Genomic DNA, 16,851 nt, shown 5'->3' on the forward strand with positions numbered 1-16,851 from the left:
ACTAAGCGTATGATGAAGAGAAGCGTATGGGGATTTTTATTCATTCTATCAACAATGAGTTTGCTTGGAGCAAATCAACAGCCAGAGACACAAGGCTATGAGGAGCGTAGAACCAATAACGGTACATTGCAGTACAAAGCGATTGATTCTAACGGTGATGGTCAATTTGACACGTTCTACTACTATGATGCGAAAGGTTTGCTCGAGCGTCAAGAGATTGATAGCGATCATGATGGACGTATCGATATCATTATTCATTACCTTGATGGCGTCTATATCGTGATGATAGAACGAGATGTCGATGGCGATGGCACCTTTAGAGAGAAGCGACGCTTTAATTAGGTCTACTTGCAATTTTTGTCAAATAGCACTATAATTAAGGCAGTAGAAAAATTTTTAAAGTAAAGGAGAAGAAGCTATGCCACGTTTAGTAAACAAAGATACATGCATCAATTGCGGTGCTTGTGAGCCAGTTTGCCCTGTAGATGCGATTAGCGAAGTTGATAACGCTCGCTATATTGATCCTGCAATCTGCATCGACTGTGGAGCTTGTGAAGGCGTTTGCCCAACCACAGCTATCAGTCCTGAGTAGTTAGTTACATTAAGTGCGTAGCAACTTTTATTAAATAAGAGTTACCACGCACTTTTGTTTGGTTTAAAGAGCTTGGGCGGAAGGATTCGAACCTCCGAATGACTGATTCAGAGTCAGTTGACTTACCACTTGTCGACGCCCAACTGTTCTTTCATCCTATCGTATTTTGATAAAAAAGTCAATCGTTTTTTTATACCAAGGAGAAAAAATTATGTCTAAGAAGCTATTAGCTTTGGTTTTATTGATGGTTCCTGTTGTTGTATTTGCTGGCATAAAACAACGCACGGTACGCAGTAGTAGTGGTGATTGGGTGCAAGAGACGTATCTGGAGATTGCCGAATTTGAGATGGAGCGCAGTAATCCTGAACTCTCCATGGATATTCACCTTGGGCACAGCACCAACGACAACGGCGAGAAGAGCTATTGGGTAGAGATCGAGAGTGAAATTGAGTATCGCCGTGGTACGGTTACCAATCAGGAGCTTCAAAATATTGCTTTAGGCGTACGTTCTCTTATGCTTAATGGTGTGCATATCGAGAGTACCTCGGCTAACACGACTATCGAAGAGCGCATGAAAGATGGCAAAGAGAAGAAAGAGTATATTCGCATCACCATTACCCGCGAGCAGATGGAGCAGATTGTGCGCGGCAATCAGTGGAACGGGACAATTACTGCCGACTTTTTAGGTAACCGCGAGCGTAATCTCCAAATGAAGCGTCGCAATCGTATTGAGTTTGACTTACAACGCTTGTTGTAGAGCGGTAGCTTCTTGACTCTTCTATGTTGTTTTTCATAATCATGTATCTTATGTAAGGAATGAAGCGCAGGAGCAAAAGGGTTCTTTTTTGAGATGATTCGGCGCATTAATTCTCTTTACATCAGGCTGCCGGATCAACTTTTAATATAATTGTTGATTGTATTCTAATTGTTGATTGTATTCTAATTGATGATGCGTTTATTGAGCGCTTTTTTTATCTCTTGCGCAATCGCATGAATGACGCTAACCACTACAGAGTTTCCTGCTTGTGTGTAGAGTTTACTCTGTGCAATGAGAGGAAGCCTAAACTCTTTAGGAAACCCTTGGAGGTTAAAGCACTCTCTTGGCGTAAGCTTTCGGATGCCTAATGGGGTCTTAACAAGAGGAACATTATGCCCACCAGTGCCCATATTAGCCGTAAGCGTGGGACATAATCCTGATTTATTTTCACGCACATACTGACGACGCCATTGATAAAGTGTATCAATACGTTGCATTTCTGCTTCTAAAATAGGGTAAAAGTCATTCTTCTCGCTGGTGTAGTAATACTTCTCGTCAACCTTATCTTGATAGTTGATAAGATCGCTAAGTTGCGTGGTCAGTTCCTGTGGTTTGGGAAAGTCAAAGTGAAAGTAATGGTCTTTTTTTCTAAATGCTACGATGTAAATACGCTCTCTATTTTGGGGGATATTTCCGTAATGCGCCGCATTAAGCACTTGATATTTAACAAAATAACCATTAATCTCTAAAGCATCAATGATGATACGAAAGGTTTTGCCCTGATCATGTCCTACAAGATTTTTCACATTCTCTAAAAAGAGAATAGAAGGCTTTTTTGCTTCAATGATTTTTAAAAGATCAAAGAAGAGGTTGCCACGTTCATCGTAGAAGCCTTTTCGGTAACCAGCAACAGAAAAAGCTTGACAAGGAAAGCCAGCTAATAAAATATCAGCATCGGGAATCGTCTCTATGTCTAGGGTGCGGATATCTGCTTGAATGAGTGGATTCGTGAAGTTTGCACGATAGGTTTGGGCTGCATAGCCGTCGATCTCATTTGCCCAGATGGCTTGAAATCCGGCTTGTTCAAAGGCTAAGTCTATGCCTCCGACGCCTGCAAAAAAACTGATGGTAGTCATCGCCTGCACCTTTACGTTTTACAAAAAAGGTTTTATGACATGCTGATATTGTCAACTGGCTAAGGGGTGGGAGTACATAAAAAATCGGGTTGGGGGGATTCGAACCCCCGACCCTCAGTCCCCCAGACTGATACCCTAGACCACTGGGCTACAACCCGATATGCTTGTTATTTTACCCTTAAATGGAAAAAAAGTCAACTAGCTAGAGAAGCGTTTGAGCTCTTCTTCAACAAGGTGAAAGAAGCTGCCTTTGGGGTAGCGATGTTTGGCATCGGGCGGGCTTACGTTGAGGTCGCTAAGCAGGGCGATGGCTTGGTGGATATGGGTGCAGGGCCAGAGGTGGAAGCGTTTTTCGGTGATGGCTTGGATAATTTCGGAAGAGAGTAGCAGGTGTTGGATGTTTTGCGCAGGCAGAATGACACCCTGTTCGCCGGTGAGTCCGCGCTGTTGGCAGAGGGTAAAGAAGCCTTCGATCTTTTGGGAGATACCACCGATGGCTTGGAGTTCGCCATGTTGGTTCATGCTTCCGGTAATGCCGATGCTCTGTTTGAGCGGGATGTTACCGATAGCGGAGAGGATGGTAGCGACTTCAGCGGCGGTGGCAGAGTCGCCCTCTACGCCATCGTAGGTCTGCTCAAAGGCAAGGCTAGCGCTTACGCTCAAGCTGGTGTAGCGCCCAAGTTGTTGACGGATATAGGCATCCGCGATGAAGGCCCCCTTGTCGTGGATTTCGCCAGAGAGACCCGCCTCACGCTCAATGTTGATCAATCCATCTTTGCCGGCGGCGGCGGTGGCACTAAGCAGGGTGGGTAGCCCATAGCTCTCTTGGGCAATATCGATAACAACCAGCGCGACAACCTTACCCACAGCCATGCCTTGCGTGGGGATGTGGACACTTTCAAATTCGATCTCTTGAAGCATTTGTCGCCATAAATGAGCCTTCTGTTGACGATCCCAGAGAATGGCCTGCTGGATGCTCTCTGGGGTGAGTGGTGGGTTAAAGAGCGTGAGATAATGTTGTATCGGTTGCAGTAGATCGAATTCGGTGCTGATGGTTTTACGATTCTCGCTGATGTGGATAAAGTGGCGTATTAACGGCTCGGTAATGGCGCTATCGATGATTGCCTGTGGGGCGTAGCTAGAAAGTTGCTGGGTAAGCCAGTGTTGGTAGGTGCCGAGGATGGTTGGCGTGTGGAGCACTTCGCTTTGCCATAGAATAAAGATAGGAAAGAGGCGTTGGAGATCGGCATCTTGGTAGAGGATGGTTTCGTAGAGCAGGGGAGGGGCAATTAGCACGATACGCGAAGTAAGCGGGGTGAGGATGGTGGGGAACGTGGCTTGCTCGGCGACGAGGGAGAGGCTCTGGCTATGGAGCATCTCTTTAAAGGAGAGCCACGTATCGTTTTGACGTAAGAGGTCTGGGAGTTGTATGAAAACGACACTTTGTGGATGACGCAAGAGGAGTCCGGGTTCCAGTTGTAATCCACTCTCTTTGATGTCGTAGCTTCCCCATAGGTTGTGGATGTCGTCATAGGCAACCCACAGTGAGGCTTGATTTCGGCTATGAATGCATTGCACTTGGATGGGGTGGGGCATCGCCTCAAAGAGGGTGAGATGATTGGGGGATGGGGTGAAGTGTAGTGTGTGGACAAGGGCTTCTTGCACCCGTGTAAGAAAGTTGAGGAGATCGGTTTGCTGGAGAGTGTCGGTAAACGTATGAAAGTGCTGATTAATTTGATTGATGCTATATTGACGGATGTGTTGATGAAAGCGCTCTTCCCAAGTTAGCTCTTGTTGACGAATGACTTTAATCGCCTCTTGCCAGCGATGAAGAATCGCACTATATTGTTGTTGAATGCTCTGCCACTCGCTGGTGGTGAGCTCTTTTTGGTAGTAAAGATGGTCAATCTCTTCAAGGCTGTAGAGGTTCTCTTGGTGCATGACTTGAAATTTAGGAAAGGCTTTGAAGCGTAAATTCTCTTCTTCGACAATGTAGAGCTGGAAATTTTTCGCCAAAGATTTGATGGGGGTGAGCAATTGTTGCTCTAGCCGTAGAAGATCTTTGGTGTAATTTTCCTCTTGTTGAAGAATAGAGCTCTGTTGCGGGATATTGAGGATGAGCGTTTGCAGGCTCTGGGTGAAGAGGCGCACATCGGTTAGGAGGCGCTCGGCCTGATTTTGGGGAAGACGCAGAAGCGTGGGTGCTTGCATCGGGGTAGGCGCAAGCGGAAACGCTGGGTAGGTGAAGATAAGATAGCTGATGGTCTCTTGGTTTGTGTGGGGAATTTCATTGGTTAGAAAGGATTGATAGCCCGCCGTAGGTGGGGCAACGAGGAGAAAGGGATGGCGAGGAGGTTGTTTTAGCCATGCATGAAAGGTGGGGAGAAGCGAAGGTTGTGTAAGAGCGATCGGGTGCGCGGTTTCGCTGTGATCGACGATAGGGAGGGCAAAGGAGGCTTGCTCAGGGCTAAGGGCTTGGGGTATTGGGTTGGTATTGTTCATATTATCATCTAGTATAAAGGAAAATTCCGCTTATGGCAAGGGTCAAAACTTGACAAAAGTGGGCAATCCTTTTATCATAAAAGAATGAAAGAACAAGAAGAGCAATTGGCAAGCGTGGAGAATAAGTTATATGGATTTTTCCGCGCAACGAGTGTAGAGCAGACAGAGAAGCTACTGAGCCTTCTGCCTGAAGATGTAACCGAGGTGGTTACGCCAGAGACCGTCTATCGTGCGGGGAATCCTGAGGCTAGAGAGACTGCCGATCTATTAGCGCGCGGGCTTATCTTGCCTGGGAGTAAGATTATCGATGCGCACCATTTGGCGGAGAGTTGGAAGTTGGCACAGTCGGGAAAGTCGGTGCTGGTGCTCTCGGAGCACTTCTCCAACTTCGATCTCACAAATATCACGTACCTCGCCGATAACGATCCTGCGATTGGGAAGGGCTTTGCCGACAATCTTATCGCTATGGCTGGGGTCAAGTTAAGCCGTGATAGCGATCGGTTTATTGCAGCCTTTATCCAAGTGTACAATCGCATTGTAATTATGCCCTCGCGTTCGTTGGATAAGCTCTCGGGTGAGGAGCTCAACGAGTACAAGAAGATGAACCTCTCGGCCATTAAAGAGATGACCAAGCGTAAAAATAGCGGACATCCTATCTTGGTCTTTCCTACCGGTACGCGTACGCGCCCCAATCAACCCGATACGGCTAAGGCTATCCCCGAGATGTACAGCTATATGCGTGGTTTTGACTATATTCAATTTTTGAGCTTAAATGGCTTAGTTCTCAAGGTAAGCGATATCTCGATGAGTGCTGATGAGCCTCAACCTAACGTGGTGATGATGGGCGCTGCTAAACCGATTAGTTCGCAAGAATTTATGGAGAACGCCGAAAAGAATTGCCCGCAAGGCATGGAGATGCGCGACTTTGTGCCTATCTATCTCATGCAACAGCTCCACAGCTTGCACGATTATGTAGAACCGATGCGTCTTGCCGTAGATGGCGCGTTTTAAGGACTTATTTTAGATAGCTTTTCAATAAATCAGAGGGAGTTATCCCTCTGATTTAATTTTACGGGATGGGGTAGATTACTTTTGGTAAAATTGAATAGTCTCAAGCATTGTTTCTTTGTGGTGCTTGATATCGTTGATAGACTTGATAGTCATTTTAGAGTCTGTTTTTTCCCCAGTTTCTTTATTAATGGGGAAAAGAGTGATACTTTTCTCCCCGTTATATGCGGATGAACTTTCGGATATGAAATGGACTATCGGCTGTCTACGGTTATCTTGCCATAAAATAGAAAATTGTCCTACAGCATCGCGGTATGCAATATCTTTTGCACTTACTTCGTCTTTAAGTAAGTTGACAACTTTTTTATAGAAAGCTAACTCTTCTTCAGTGGTTTCAATACCCTTTTTTTCGGTTGTAGATCCTTGAATTGGATCAGTGTCGGGCATGGTAGCCCTCGCGATACGAGCATTAAAATTTTCATTCAACAATTGAATCCATGCCGTTTTCACTAGCTCCGTATAACCTGGTAGGCGCTTGTCTGTAACCTTGGGGCCTTTAATTCTCGTGTAGAGAATAGAGACAAAATCCTTTTCTGGATTCTCAAAGTCATTTTTAATTTTTTCTTTGAGCAAGGCAAGATATTTAGAGCGCTCGGCATACTCGATGAGTTCATCCTGATTAAAGGCATCTTTACGAAATCGTTTAAGATCATTGATCACATCATCGTTGAGCTTTGTGATATCAGCGAGTAAAAAATGCCCAGTATCCATTTTGTTATCTTCATCTAAATCACTAAAAAAACGATATTCCTTACCATTTGTTAGTAACGCAAATTTTGCTTTTTCTGTTGAGAAGTAGCGATATAATTGACCACTATGTTTGCCAAGGTTGGCATCTGCTTTTTTACATTCTATTAACAAAATTGGAGAGAAATTATGCATAATAGCAAAGTCAACTTTCTCTCCTTTTTTATCTGGAGTATCCGCCGTGTACTCGGGCATTACCTCCAGAGGATTTGCAGTATCGTAGCCTAATACTTTGATAAAGGGGCGAATAATTGCCGCTTTTACGGCTTCCTCGTGAGGTAAAACTTTCATAATACCCTCTTTTCCACCGGCTTCTTCGTACTCTTGGTATTTTTTGCCTAGCGCATATAAATCTTCACTAAATCCCATTAAAACCTTACTCCTTTTTGCGTGTGTAATAATACACTATTATAGCACATTACAGAATATTATTCAATACAAAAAAGTATTTTTATTACTAGAAAGAGAGCGATTTGTTGGCTCTCTTTCTAGTAGCTTAATTAGGTTTTTTCAAGATAAGATGGAGCTCTTCCAACTGTGTCTCTTCGAGGGGGGCGGGTGCTTCCTCTAGTGGGGCAAAGCCGGCGGTATTCTTAGGATACGCAATGACTTCACGAATGGTCTCTTCGCCACACATTAACATGACAAGGCGGTCGATACCGGCAGCCACCCCACCATGGGGGGGCGCACCATACTCAAAGGCATCGAGCATAAAGCCAAAGCGCTCGGCAGCCACCTCTTTGGCGTAGCCGATAAGGGCGAAGATGCGCTCTTGAATGGTACGGTCGTGGATACGGATAGACCCTGATGCCAATTCATAGCCATTGAGGACAAGGTCGTAGAGGTCGCCCAAGACTTCCGCAGGATTCTTCTCAAAGTTTTCTATGAAGCGATCTTGGGGACTGGAGAACATGTGGTGCATGGGTTGCCACATTTGACGCTCTTCATCAAACGCAAAGAGGGGAAAGTCTACCACCCAGCAGAAGGCGAACTGGCTCTTATCGATGAGGTTAAGTTCGTTGCCGAGCTTGGTGCGGATGTTACCCAATGCCGTACAGACCTTTGCCCAATCACCCACGGCGATAAGCACCACTTCGTCAGGTTGAAGAGAAAATTCTTTTGTGAGATCGGCAAATGTGTTGGCAAAGAACTTCGATGCACCGCCTTCAAAGCCAGTGTCGGTAACTTTGAGCCAAGCAAGCCCAGATAGCCCAGCCTTTTTTGCGATATTTTCGAGTTCGCTGGCCACTTTACGGCTCATGGTGGGGGCATAGTGGGCGATGCGTAACATTTTTGCGCTATTTTTGGCATCTTTAAGCGCCTCGTGCATAAAGGTAGCCTCGCTGGCTTGGACAAACTTGGTAGCATCCTCAAGCTCTAGGGCAAAGCGAATATCGGGCTTGTCGCAACCAAAGCGGTTCATCGACTCATGATAGCTAAAGCGCGGGAAAGGCGTGGCAACCTGATAGTTTAAGACATCTTGCATGACGGTGCTAAAGAGATGTTCTGCCATCTGGAGAACGTCGTCGCGTTGAACGAAGCTCATTTCGATATCAATTTGGGTAAATTCAGGTTGACGGTCGCCACGAGGATCTTCATCGCGGAAACAACGGGCAATCTGAAAGTAGCGATCGTAACCGCCAACCATCAAGATTTGCTTATGGATCTGCGGGCTTTGGGGTAGAGCGAAAAATTGATTGGGGTAGATACGGCTAGGCACCACGTAGTCGCGCGCGCCCTCTGGAGTGCTCTTGATGAGGAGGGGCGTCTCGATTTCGTAAAAATCCATCTTGCTTAGCGTATTGCGGATCGAGAGATTCACCTCATGACGAATGCGTAAATTGCGTTGCATGCGCCCCGATCGCATATCTAAATAGCGATACTTTAAGCGTAGATCTTCCTTGGCGGGGCTGGCATCTTCGCTAATAATGAAGGGAGGCGTGAGGGAGGTATTGAGAATTTCGATGGATGTTACGATAATCTCTATATCGCCACCAGCCATGTTGGTATTGATCATGGCATCGGGGCGCGCCTGTACAGTGCCGGTAATGGCGATACAATACTCATTGTGCAGGCTTTTAGCGAGGGTTTTGACATCTTGCGGAGCGTTATCCTCCAGTAGACACTGGGCGATGCCGTAGCGATCGCGCAAGTTGATAAAAATAAGCGACCCTTGGTCGCGTAGACGGTGAACCCATCCATTAAGGGTAATGGTTTGCCCGACTAGCGATTGATTAAGCTGGGCGATGGTATGCGTGCGTTGGCTAAAGTGCATAGGTATCTCTCCTGTAAGACAATCAATGTTAAGGCTATTTTACGCTTAATCTTGGTAATTAATCAAGTGCTTTATGACGATAAATCCTTGACGAATGCGAAAAAGTCGTGCAAAATAGTATAAGGAGAGCATCAAGAAAGTCGATGTTTTTTCACTCTAAAGAATAAGGAATGAGCATAATGATATCAAAAACCATCACTATTACCAGCCCCATCGGGCTACACTCGCGTTTGGCAGCCGGCTTTGTGGAGCAAGCAAAGCGATTTCACTCGGAAATCAAAATGCAACGAGGCGAAATTTTTTGCAATGCCAAAGAATTTTTAAAGGTTCTCAAGCTTAGCGTTACCCAAGATAGCCAAGTTACGCTCTGGGTAGAGGGCGATGACGAAGAGGACGCATTGGCACAGCTGAGCCACTACCTAGAGACCCTCACTGACCAAGAGATACCCATGCTCGACGACGACGAAGCGGCACTTCTACTACAAAATGCAAAAAAATCATAGAGCGCTTTACTTTGTTGGCTCTTGTAATTATTATGAAAATATGGGATAATAACAACGCATGAATCCAAAGAAACAAGAGTCACCGTTACGTTTTAGTAATGAACAAATTCTTTTCCTCTCGATTATCGCCGTACTGCTGGTTGTGATTCTGCTTTTGGGCATTACCATTACTCGCAATGAGTTTGCCTTTAAGCCTGCCTCCACACTAGAGGAGCGCCGTCGTGAGCGACAGGTGAAGAAATTTGAAACTGTCTATAATTATATCCTTGCTACCTACGTGGAAGAGGTGGATGATTACGAGCTCTTATCGGCTGCGCTCTTGGGCATGGCAAACTATCTTAACGATCCATACGCTGATTACGCTCTCAATGAGGATGCCATGCATCTGCAAGAGAGCGTGCAAGGTGATTATGGTGGCATTGGTTTGGAGCTTCGCTATCTTCACGCTAACTCCAGTGTCGTGGTGGTCTCTACTATTTACGACAACGGCGTTGCTAAGCGCGCTGGCGCTATGGTGGGTGATCACCTCCTTATGATTAATGGTCAGCCGATCACGGGCAAGAGCCTTGATGAGATAACCTACCTCTTGCGTGGGGCGGTGGGCAGTCAGCTGGAGCTTTCGCTTTTACGCGATGAGCAACTACTCTCCTTACGCATGAAGCGCGAGAAGGTAGAAGTGCCTACGGTCTTTTTTGATTTTATTGATGAGGGGTTGGGCTATGTTAAAATCACCCAATTTACACCCAAAACCGCGCAAGCATTGGAACACGCGCTTCTATCGCTTAACCGCAAAGGTCTGCGCCACTTGATTCTCGATTTACGGGACAATCAGGGCGGGGAGCTTGAATCTGCCATCCATGCTAGCGATCTCTTTTTATCAGAAGGCACAATCGTGGAGACCCGTTCACGTGCCAAAGCGCAGACGCGTCTTTATAAGGCAAATAGCGCCATCTCGATTGCCTCTGATGTGCCGATTGTGATCCTTATCAATCAAAATACTGCCTCTGCTGCCGAGGTTATGGCTGGCGCTTTACAAGATTTAGGACGAGCAACCATTTATGGTCGAGGTAGTTATGGGAAGTCGAGCGTGCAGGCAGTTTTGGTTTTGGATAGCCAACCTAGCGAGTACTTCACCTTAACCGTTGCGCATTACTATACGGCCAGCGGGCGCAACATCAGCGTAGATGGCATTATTCCCGACTATCGCATCCCATCGCCCTTTCCCCTTACTCAAGGGCAAGTCAATGCCTATAATCAATTGATCTTAGAGCCTAGCTATCAGGCGCTTTTGAGCTCCTTAGATGAGGAGGAGTTTGATCTCAATGTGGTGAGATTAGCGCGAGAGTGGCTTCTCCCTGTAGACTTCTTGCTGTGGGATATTCGCTATAAACAGGCGCTACAGGAACTTCCTCAACCGCTTTATCATCTTACTTATGACTACGCGCTTGCCACGGTTGTAAAGACGCTACAGAGTGCGCCTTAATGCGTTTGCTTTGGATAGAGAAGCCGTTGGTTGTTGGCGAGCCTCTTCTACTGGATGAAGTGCACGTGCGTCATTTGCGCGATGTTTTGCGTATGCGTGTGGGTGCGAAGTTACAAGCGCGATCGCCTTATCTTCCTTATCATCTTGCCGAAATTGTGGTAACTAGAATCGAGAAGCGTAGCCTTGAGGTAGAGGTACTTCAGATTCAGGCAATTATGCCACCTGCTGTGGAGATTACGTTGGTTCAATCCTATCCTAAGGCGAGCAAATTCGACGACATCTTACGCATGGCAATTGAGGCGGGGGTGAGCGCGGTCAGACCTGTCATCTCCGAACATAGCGACTTTAAAGAGCGTGGACAAAAAACCGAGCGTTGGGGACGAATTGCCCGCGAGGCTATTGAGCAATCGGGCAACTTAGTATACAATAAGATAGAGCAAGTTTGCTTATTGGGGGAGCTTTTGCAGAGAGCAGATGATGCATTAGAGATCGTCTGTCATCCAGCAAGTGCGCCAACGTTAGAGCAAGATCTCTTGGTGTTATCTGTACAACAGTTGCAATCGGCAAAGCAGATACGTATTTTTGTTGGGCCAGAGGGGGGCTTCTCTTTGCAGGAGGTGGAGGCGTTCCTTGCGCGCGGGGCATATTTTTATCATTTTGGTGAGACCATTTTGCGCACCGAGCATGCAGGGCTTTATGCTTTAGGGGCTATCAATACATTATTGCGGTATAAAGGGGTATAAGATTTTCATGGAACAGAGAGGAAGGCGCAGGCTCAGATTACTGGGTGTGCCAGTAGATACGTTTGACTCGGTGCAAGAGTTGCGCGAATATGTTGTCTCGTTGATTAATAATGGAGAGAGCAATCAAGTAATTTTTTTAACGCATAATATGTTGTTTAGAGCAAGAAGAAAGCGCGAGACCATGCAAATGCTCGAGCAATCAGCTTTGGTATTACCGGCTGAACCCAGTATTATTAAGGGATTATCCTTTGTCTATCGCGAGGCGCTTACCTCTTTGGTTAGCATTGAGGTGGTCTTAAGCATTCTTGGTGCGCTAGAGGGCGTGCGTAATACTAGCGTCTATGTACTGGGTGGCAAGCAGAAGCGTACGGTGCGGGTTTATCAAAATCTTCGGGCAAGCTACCCCCATATGCTCTTTGTGGGCTATCATCCTGGTGGCTTAAAGGCAGAGCAGGAAGCCAGTGTGATTGAGGCTATCCGTAAGGCCTCGCCAACGTTACTCCTTACCTCCAAGGGACTTCCCAAGCAGGAGCGTTGGCTCTATCACTATAAAAACGAATTTAAACCGGGGATTACGCTCTATTGTCGCGATTGTTTTGATGTTTTTATTGGTAAGAAGAAGCGTCCTATGCAAAAAGAGTTGCATCAACGAGGTGGATTTAAGCTCTCACGGTTATTGGTCTATCCTATTTACGGTATCATGTTGATGAGTAATCGTATGAAGCTAAAGAGGATGGTTGTAGATGAATAGATTTGCCCTTTTTTTGAGCGAGATTTTTCTCCATGCGAAGCAACGTCAGGCATTTTTGGAATGGATGCTCTTTTTATCGCTCTTCTTTTTGGCAGATTTTATGCTCAATTGGTATCTTTTGAGATATATTGATATGCTTAACTTAGTAGTAATTGTTTTGGTGAGCCACTTGCTTTACTTTATCTGGCTAGTGGTACTTTTGGTTGAAGATGGAAGTCGTTTACGGGCGATGCTTCATCAGGGGCAATATCGCGCCCGTACGTTTCAAATTTTTTTTTCAAGGCTTATTCCGATCTTTTTTCTCCTTTCCCCTGGCATTGGCGCGGTAGGCTTGGGATTTCTCTTTGTCTTTCTCCTCTCTCGCCCCATCGGCTGGCTAATGAGTCGACGTGCAAAGATCGACTGGGAGAGCGTCTATGAACTGTTACGTTTAGAAGAGGAGCGACTTTAGTTCTTTTTTTGTATGATTTAGCAATAAATGGTAAATAAAAGATCGGGGAGTCATGACTGACTCCCCTTCTTATTTCTATCTTTCTGAAAAATTTAGAGTTGAAGGGCTTGGGTAACCACGTGTTTGACTTCCTCTTCGGTCTCACAGGCGAGGGCTTTTTGCGCCACGGCCTGTAGCTCTTTGAGGGAGTGTTTGCGCATGAGCGCCTTGATTTGTGGCACTGATACGCCCGAACAGGCTAGCTCATCGACACCAAGACCAATAAAAACGGCCGCGGTGATGGGGTCAGAGGCAGCTCCTCCACAGACGGCGACATGCGTATTATGCTTTTTCGCACCTTCGCATAAGAGGCGGATTTGGTGCAGAACCGCAGGGTTTGCGGCGCTCGCCTCGGAGGCAAGGCGTGAGTGGGTGCGATCCATCGCCATGGTGTATTGGGTGAGGTCGTTGCTTCCCACACTAAAGAAGTCGACATGACGGGCGAATTGCTCGCTCATCGCACAGACGGCAGGAGTTTCCGCCATGATACCAAGCTTAGGTAAATCGTTTGTGTTGATGCCGAGTTTTTTTGCCTCATCGTGCATAATTTCACGCACCATGTCTACCTCTTTCATGACGGCAATCATTGGAATCATGATGTGTAATTTATTGTAGGGTTTACACTTGAGTAACGCGCGAAGTTGGGTGCGAAGGAGATCTTCATTATCGATAAAGAGGCGTACGCCACGAATACCAAGGAGCGGATTCTCCTCAGGAGCGGCGCGTACATAGGAGATGGGCTTATCGCCACCAGCATCGAGCAGGCGAACTACCGCGTGATGACCTTCACCCGTAACATCGAGGATGGGTTGGTAGATAGCGATCTGCTCTTCTTCGGAGGGAGCTTTGGCGCGATCGTGAAAGAGAAACTCACTGCGCACGAGTCCAAAGCCTTCAGCTCCGCGCTCGATAGCAATTTTCGCTTCGGATACGTCGGAGATATTACCCGAAATTTGGACGGTATGTCTGTCGGTGGTGGTAGCTGGTTGGTGCGCATTCGCAAGATTTTGCTCACGGATTTGCGCGCTCTTGGTGGCCTCGTCTTTGTAGCGATTCAGCGTTTCTGGGGATGGATCGACAATGAGCTCGCCCTTTTGCGCATCGATGATGATGGTTGTGCCATTTTTAATCGAGGTGAGGCTCTTGGGCGCACCATAAAGGCTAGGAATACCACGGTTACGCATCATGATGGCAGCATGACCGGTGGGCGTACCAAGGATGGTGGTGGTGCCGATGACGTTGGCGGTCATACGACCGATATCGCTGGGGAAGAACTCTTCGGTGAGGACGATGGCATTCTCTGGATAGACCACTTGCTCGTCATCACCAAGAATAAGGGTGAGCACGCGTCTAGCGACATCCTTTACATCGGCAGCACGGGCGGCCAAGTACTCGTTTTCGCTGGCGGCGAGCTCTTTGGCGTTCTTCTCGGTAATTTGATGCCAACTCCAAGCGGCATTTTTTCCCGTAGCGATAAGCTCTTCGGTCTCATCGACAAAAGAGGGATCGGTGAGGAAGGCGAGGTGCGCTTCGAGGATCTCTTTGCCTTCGCTGTCGGCTTCTGCCATTTCGGCTTGAATATTTGCTTCTGATTTTTTTAGTGCATTGCGTAAAAATTGAACCTCTTCCTCCACCGAGCCGATGATATTTGGCTCAAGCCCTAAATCTTCGTGCTTGAGGATAAAGGCATTGCCGATGGCAAGACCTGGGCTGGCGATGTGTAGCGATAATTTACTCTCGCCTGAGGTTTTGATCGCTTGTTGGCTGGTGTCAAAGTCTTGCTTGACGAGCGCGGGCTCTTCTTTGTGTGCAGGCGCGGTGTTGGTTTTAGATGCGCCGCCAAAACCACTAATATCTTCACCAAGACCTGCATTGATTGCATCAATCATTGGTTTAAAATCAGCTTCACTGGGAGCTTGGATACGGATTTTATCGCCCGATGCAACGCCTAAGCCCATGATGGCGGTGGTTGATTTCCCGTCGGCAGATTTGCCTTTTTCATGCTCGATGACGACCGATCCCGTTACTTGCTGGGCGAGATTGACCAAACGAGCGGTGGGGCGCGCGTGTAGACCCGTAGGATTTTTGACGACAATCCAGTCGGAAGTTACCAATGGCGCATCGCTAGTCGCACTCTCCTGTTGGGCGAGGGCGGCCGATTCTTCGATGGAGAAGAGCGGACTTTCTGCTTTGACCGAGCCATTAGAGAGATCTTTAACGACAGCTTTGGGGCGATTGATGACAATGATCATGATGTAGTCGGAGAGTTGACGCGAGCGAATGAGATCGTAGTTTACGACAATGAGCGGTTGTCCTGCCTTGACGACCGAACCCTCTTTGATGCGTTTGGTTTTAAAGCCTTTACCCTGAAGCGAGACGGTGTCGACACCGATGTGTACGAGAACCTCAAGGCCTGTTTGAAAGTCTTCGATGGTGAAGGCGTGCAGGCTGGGATTGAGCGTCTTGATGGTGCCACTAATGGGAGAGCAGACTTCGCCTTTCTTGCCATCGGGCACAATAATGATGCCATCGCCAAGCATTTTGTTGGCAAAAACAGGGTCGGGAGCGTCTTTGATAGGTAAAACTTTACCGGTTGCGGGTGCTAAAAAAATCATATATCCTCCAACGGTTGGCTCTATGAACCCCAAAAGAACTCATAGAGCACCATTATTTATTTAAAATAAATTTATCAACATCTACTTTTAGGCACAAAACGATACATACTCATGTAGAGTATACCGCAAAAGGGGGTATTTAGTCAAATCATCTATTATACAAAAGCGTGAATGTACTCTTTTTAAGGATGATCGATCTAAAAAGAGACCTTTTAACGTACGCTGTAGAGGAGATCTTGATGAGTTACGGTACGGTAGGGCGTGGGGGCAAAGACCATCTCTTTGGTGGTGTTGGTGATGATGACAAAGACGGTGTTGTCGGTGGCGTAGGCTTTGATGTATTTAAAATCTACCTCCATAAGGGGTTGCCCGACCTCTACATTCTCCCCGGCTTTGCAGAGCATTTTGAAGCCCTCGCCGTTGAGATCGACAGTATCAACGCCCACATGTACTAAGACATCCAAGCCATCTTCGGAGGTGATGGCAAGTGCGTGATTTTGCCCATTAACTACGGCGATGCGTCCGGTTACGGGGGAGTGAATGATCTTTGCTTGTTTATCGGGTTCAATGGCGTAACCATCACCTAACATCTTTTCGGAAAAAACGGGGTCAACGGTATCTTCTAGCGCTAAGGCCTTACCACTGACAGGTGCATACACTGATTTCATAATGTCTCCTCTTCCTCACTTTTTTATTTATTCCACAGTAAATAATAGATCGCCAGATTTTACTCCCTCTCGATGAGACGCGGGCGTAAAGACCATCGTATCGCTGGTGTTGGTAACGATAACCGAGACCATATCGTCGGTGGCGTAGGCACGGATGTAGGCAAAATCTGCCTTAATGAGCGGATCTCCTACCGAAACCTTTTGCCCCACTTTACATAGGATGCGAAATCCTTCGCCATTAAGTTCGACGGTATCTACCCCCACGTGTACTAAAATGTCCAACCCATCATTAGAGGTGATGGCTACGGCGTGTAAGTGAGAGTTGATGACGGCGATCTTTCCCTCCACAGGGGAGTGGATAATTTTTGCCAAACTCCCAGGTTTGATGGCGTAGCCATCGCCAAGGAGCTTCTCGGCAAAGGCAACATCGGTGCCATCCTCCAGAGCAACCGGACGACCACTGACGGGCGCATAAACGGCTCTTTTCATGATAAACCTCTTTTTATTGCTGAAAAAATAAT

At 46.8% G+C, this 16,851-nt stretch carries 16 protein-coding genes and 2 tRNA genes; 9 read left to right on the plus strand and 9 right to left on the minus strand.

The genetic code is table 11. The annotated features are described in order from the left end of the window. Positions 1–9 precede the first annotated feature (9 nt). Together PVA46_RS00795 and PVA46_RS00800 are read left to right on the plus strand one after the other, a co-directional pair. Positions 10–342, plus strand: coding sequence for a hypothetical protein (locus PVA46_RS00795; RefSeq protein ID WP_167694880.1), 333 nt, complete (start codon positions 10–12; stop codon positions 340–342). Positions 343–418: 76 nt separating this feature from the next. After that, positions 419–592: a DUF362 domain-containing protein gene (locus PVA46_RS00800; protein WP_167694881.1), complete on the plus strand. Its 174-nt coding sequence runs from the start codon at positions 419–421 to the stop codon at positions 590–592. A gap of 71 nt (positions 593–663) precedes the next feature. On the opposite strand, the gene PVA46_RS00805 is transcribed toward PVA46_RS00800, so the two are convergent. Next, a tRNA-Gln gene (locus PVA46_RS00805) sits at positions 664–735 on the minus strand. A gap of 68 nt (positions 736–803) precedes the next feature. Between PVA46_RS00805 and PVA46_RS00810 the strand changes: the two genes are divergently transcribed. After that, entirely contained in the window at positions 804–1,349 is a 546-nt protein-coding gene (locus PVA46_RS00810) for a hypothetical protein (RefSeq protein ID WP_167694882.1), read from the plus strand. Positions 1,350–1,531: 182 nt separating this feature from the next. Here PVA46_RS00810 and PVA46_RS00815 read toward each other — a convergent pair whose 3' ends face one another. The 3 genes from PVA46_RS00815 to PVA46_RS00825 form a co-directional block, all read right to left on the minus strand. After that, positions 1,532–2,485 carry a DNA cytosine methyltransferase gene (locus tag PVA46_RS00815; RefSeq protein WP_167694883.1) on the minus strand — a complete coding sequence of 318 codons (954 nt, stop codon included), beginning with the start codon at positions 2,483–2,485 and terminating at the stop codon, positions 1,532–1,534. 84 nt (positions 2,486–2,569) lie between these two features. After that, a tRNA-Pro gene (locus PVA46_RS00820) sits at positions 2,570–2,643 on the minus strand. A gap of 40 nt (positions 2,644–2,683) precedes the next feature. Then, positions 2,684–4,987, minus strand: a complete 2,304-nt coding sequence (locus PVA46_RS00825) for a S16 family serine protease (RefSeq protein WP_167694884.1) — start codon at positions 4,985–4,987, stop codon at positions 2,684–2,686. A gap of 84 nt (positions 4,988–5,071) precedes the next feature. Between PVA46_RS00825 and PVA46_RS00830 the strand changes: the two genes are divergently transcribed. Beyond that, positions 5,072–5,998: a lysophospholipid acyltransferase family protein gene (locus tag PVA46_RS00830; RefSeq protein WP_167694885.1), complete on the plus strand. Its 927-nt coding sequence runs from the start codon at positions 5,072–5,074 to the stop codon at positions 5,996–5,998. 75 nt (positions 5,999–6,073) lie between these two features. Here the strand turns inward: PVA46_RS00830 and PVA46_RS00835 are convergent, their stop codons facing one another. Together PVA46_RS00835 and aspS are read right to left on the minus strand one after the other, a co-directional pair. Beyond that, entirely contained in the window at positions 6,074–7,171 is a 1,098-nt protein-coding gene (locus PVA46_RS00835) for a type I restriction endonuclease (protein ID WP_167694886.1), read from the minus strand. Positions 7,172–7,298: 127 nt separating this feature from the next. Next, complete coding sequence (aspS, locus tag PVA46_RS00840) at positions 7,299–9,077, minus strand: aspartate--tRNA ligase (RefSeq protein ID WP_167694887.1); 1,779 nt, start codon at positions 9,075–9,077, stop codon at positions 7,299–7,301. Positions 9,078–9,256: 179 nt separating this feature from the next. On the opposite strand from aspS, the gene PVA46_RS00845 reads away from it, so the two are divergent. From PVA46_RS00845 to PVA46_RS00865, 5 genes are read left to right on the plus strand one after another with little or no spacing between them, the layout of a single operon-like run. Further along, positions 9,257–9,580: an HPr family phosphocarrier protein gene (locus PVA46_RS00845; RefSeq protein ID WP_167694888.1), complete on the plus strand. Its 324-nt coding sequence runs from the start codon at positions 9,257–9,259 to the stop codon at positions 9,578–9,580. 58 nt (positions 9,581–9,638) lie between these two features. Then, positions 9,639–11,063: a S41 family peptidase gene (locus tag PVA46_RS00850; protein WP_167694889.1), complete on the plus strand. Its 1,425-nt coding sequence runs from the start codon at positions 9,639–9,641 to the stop codon at positions 11,061–11,063. Beyond that, the gene (locus tag PVA46_RS00855) at positions 11,063–11,806 is read left to right on the plus strand and encodes an RsmE family RNA methyltransferase (RefSeq protein WP_167694890.1); all 744 of its coding nucleotides are present in this window, start codon (positions 11,063–11,065) and stop codon (positions 11,804–11,806) included. The genes PVA46_RS00850 and PVA46_RS00855 overlap by 1 nt, the downstream gene beginning before the upstream one ends. Before the next feature lie 7 nt (positions 11,807–11,813). Next, positions 11,814–12,557, plus strand: coding sequence for a WecB/TagA/CpsF family glycosyltransferase (locus PVA46_RS00860; protein WP_167694891.1), 744 nt, complete (start codon positions 11,814–11,816; stop codon positions 12,555–12,557). Further along, positions 12,550–13,008: a hypothetical protein gene (locus tag PVA46_RS00865; protein WP_167694892.1), complete on the plus strand. Its 459-nt coding sequence runs from the start codon at positions 12,550–12,552 to the stop codon at positions 13,006–13,008. Before PVA46_RS00860 ends, PVA46_RS00865 begins: the two co-directional genes overlap by 8 nt. A 92-nt stretch (positions 13,009–13,100) precedes the next feature. Here PVA46_RS00865 and ptsP read toward each other — a convergent pair whose 3' ends face one another. From ptsP to PVA46_RS00880, 3 genes are all read right to left on the minus strand, one after another. Next, positions 13,101–15,662, minus strand: a complete 2,562-nt coding sequence (gene ptsP / locus PVA46_RS00870; protein WP_167694893.1) for a phosphoenolpyruvate--protein phosphotransferase — start codon at positions 15,660–15,662, stop codon at positions 13,101–13,103. Between the two features lie 212 nt (positions 15,663–15,874). Next, positions 15,875–16,330 (minus strand): PTS sugar transporter subunit IIA, encoded by a 456-nt coding sequence (locus PVA46_RS00875; RefSeq protein WP_167694894.1) that lies wholly within the window; start codon positions 16,328–16,330, stop codon positions 15,875–15,877. 27 nt (positions 16,331–16,357) lie between these two features. Continuing rightward, positions 16,358–16,819 carry a PTS sugar transporter subunit IIA gene (locus tag PVA46_RS00880; RefSeq protein ID WP_167694895.1) on the minus strand — a complete coding sequence of 154 codons (462 nt, stop codon included), beginning with the start codon at positions 16,817–16,819 and terminating at the stop codon, positions 16,358–16,360. Between the last annotated feature and the right edge of the window lie 32 nt (positions 16,820–16,851).

This window comes from Entomospira culicis (assembly GCF_028748145.1).
Taxonomy (GTDB): domain Bacteria; phylum Spirochaetota; class Spirochaetia; order WRBN01; family WRBN01; genus Entomospira; species Entomospira culicis.

Excerpts from the sequence above, each read along its gene's own strand:
- PVA46_RS00865 (WP_167694892.1), top strand. The coding sequence starts at position 12,550 with ATGAATAGATTTGCCCTTTTTTTGAGCGAGATTTTTCTCCATGCGAAG.
- PVA46_RS00825 (WP_167694884.1), bottom strand. The coding sequence starts at position 4,987 with ATGAACAATACCAACCCAATACCCCAAGCCCTTAGCCCTGAGCAAGCC.
- PVA46_RS00835 (WP_167694886.1), bottom strand. The coding sequence starts at position 7,171 with ATGGGATTTAGTGAAGATTTATATGCGCTAGGCAAAAAATACCAAGAG.
- PVA46_RS00875 (WP_167694894.1), bottom strand. The coding sequence starts at position 16,330 with ATGAAATCAGTGTATGCACCTGTCAGTGGTAAGGCCTTAGCGCTAGAA.
- PVA46_RS00810 (WP_167694882.1), top strand. The coding sequence starts at position 804 with ATGTCTAAGAAGCTATTAGCTTTGGTTTTATTGATGGTTCCTGTTGTT.
- PVA46_RS00880 (WP_167694895.1), bottom strand. The coding sequence starts at position 16,819 with ATGAAAAGAGCCGTTTATGCGCCCGTCAGTGGTCGTCCGGTTGCTCTG.
- ptsP (WP_167694893.1), bottom strand. The coding sequence starts at position 15,662 with ATGATTTTTTTAGCACCCGCAACCGGTAAAGTTTTACCTATCAAAGAC.
- PVA46_RS00855 (WP_167694890.1), top strand. The coding sequence starts at position 11,063 with ATGCGTTTGCTTTGGATAGAGAAGCCGTTGGTTGTTGGCGAGCCTCTT.
- PVA46_RS00845 (WP_167694888.1), top strand. The coding sequence starts at position 9,257 with ATGATATCAAAAACCATCACTATTACCAGCCCCATCGGGCTACACTCG.
- PVA46_RS00860 (WP_167694891.1), top strand. The coding sequence starts at position 11,814 with ATGGAACAGAGAGGAAGGCGCAGGCTCAGATTACTGGGTGTGCCAGTA.
- aspS (WP_167694887.1), bottom strand. The coding sequence starts at position 9,077 with ATGCACTTTAGCCAACGCACGCATACCATCGCCCAGCTTAATCAATCG.
- PVA46_RS00850 (WP_167694889.1), top strand. The coding sequence starts at position 9,639 with ATGAATCCAAAGAAACAAGAGTCACCGTTACGTTTTAGTAATGAACAA.
- PVA46_RS00800 (WP_167694881.1), top strand. The coding sequence starts at position 419 with ATGCCACGTTTAGTAAACAAAGATACATGCATCAATTGCGGTGCTTGT.
- PVA46_RS00795 (WP_167694880.1), top strand. The coding sequence starts at position 10 with ATGATGAAGAGAAGCGTATGGGGATTTTTATTCATTCTATCAACAATG.
- PVA46_RS00830 (WP_167694885.1), top strand. The coding sequence starts at position 5,072 with ATGAAAGAACAAGAAGAGCAATTGGCAAGCGTGGAGAATAAGTTATAT.
- PVA46_RS00815 (WP_167694883.1), bottom strand. The coding sequence starts at position 2,485 with ATGACTACCATCAGTTTTTTTGCAGGCGTCGGAGGCATAGACTTAGCC.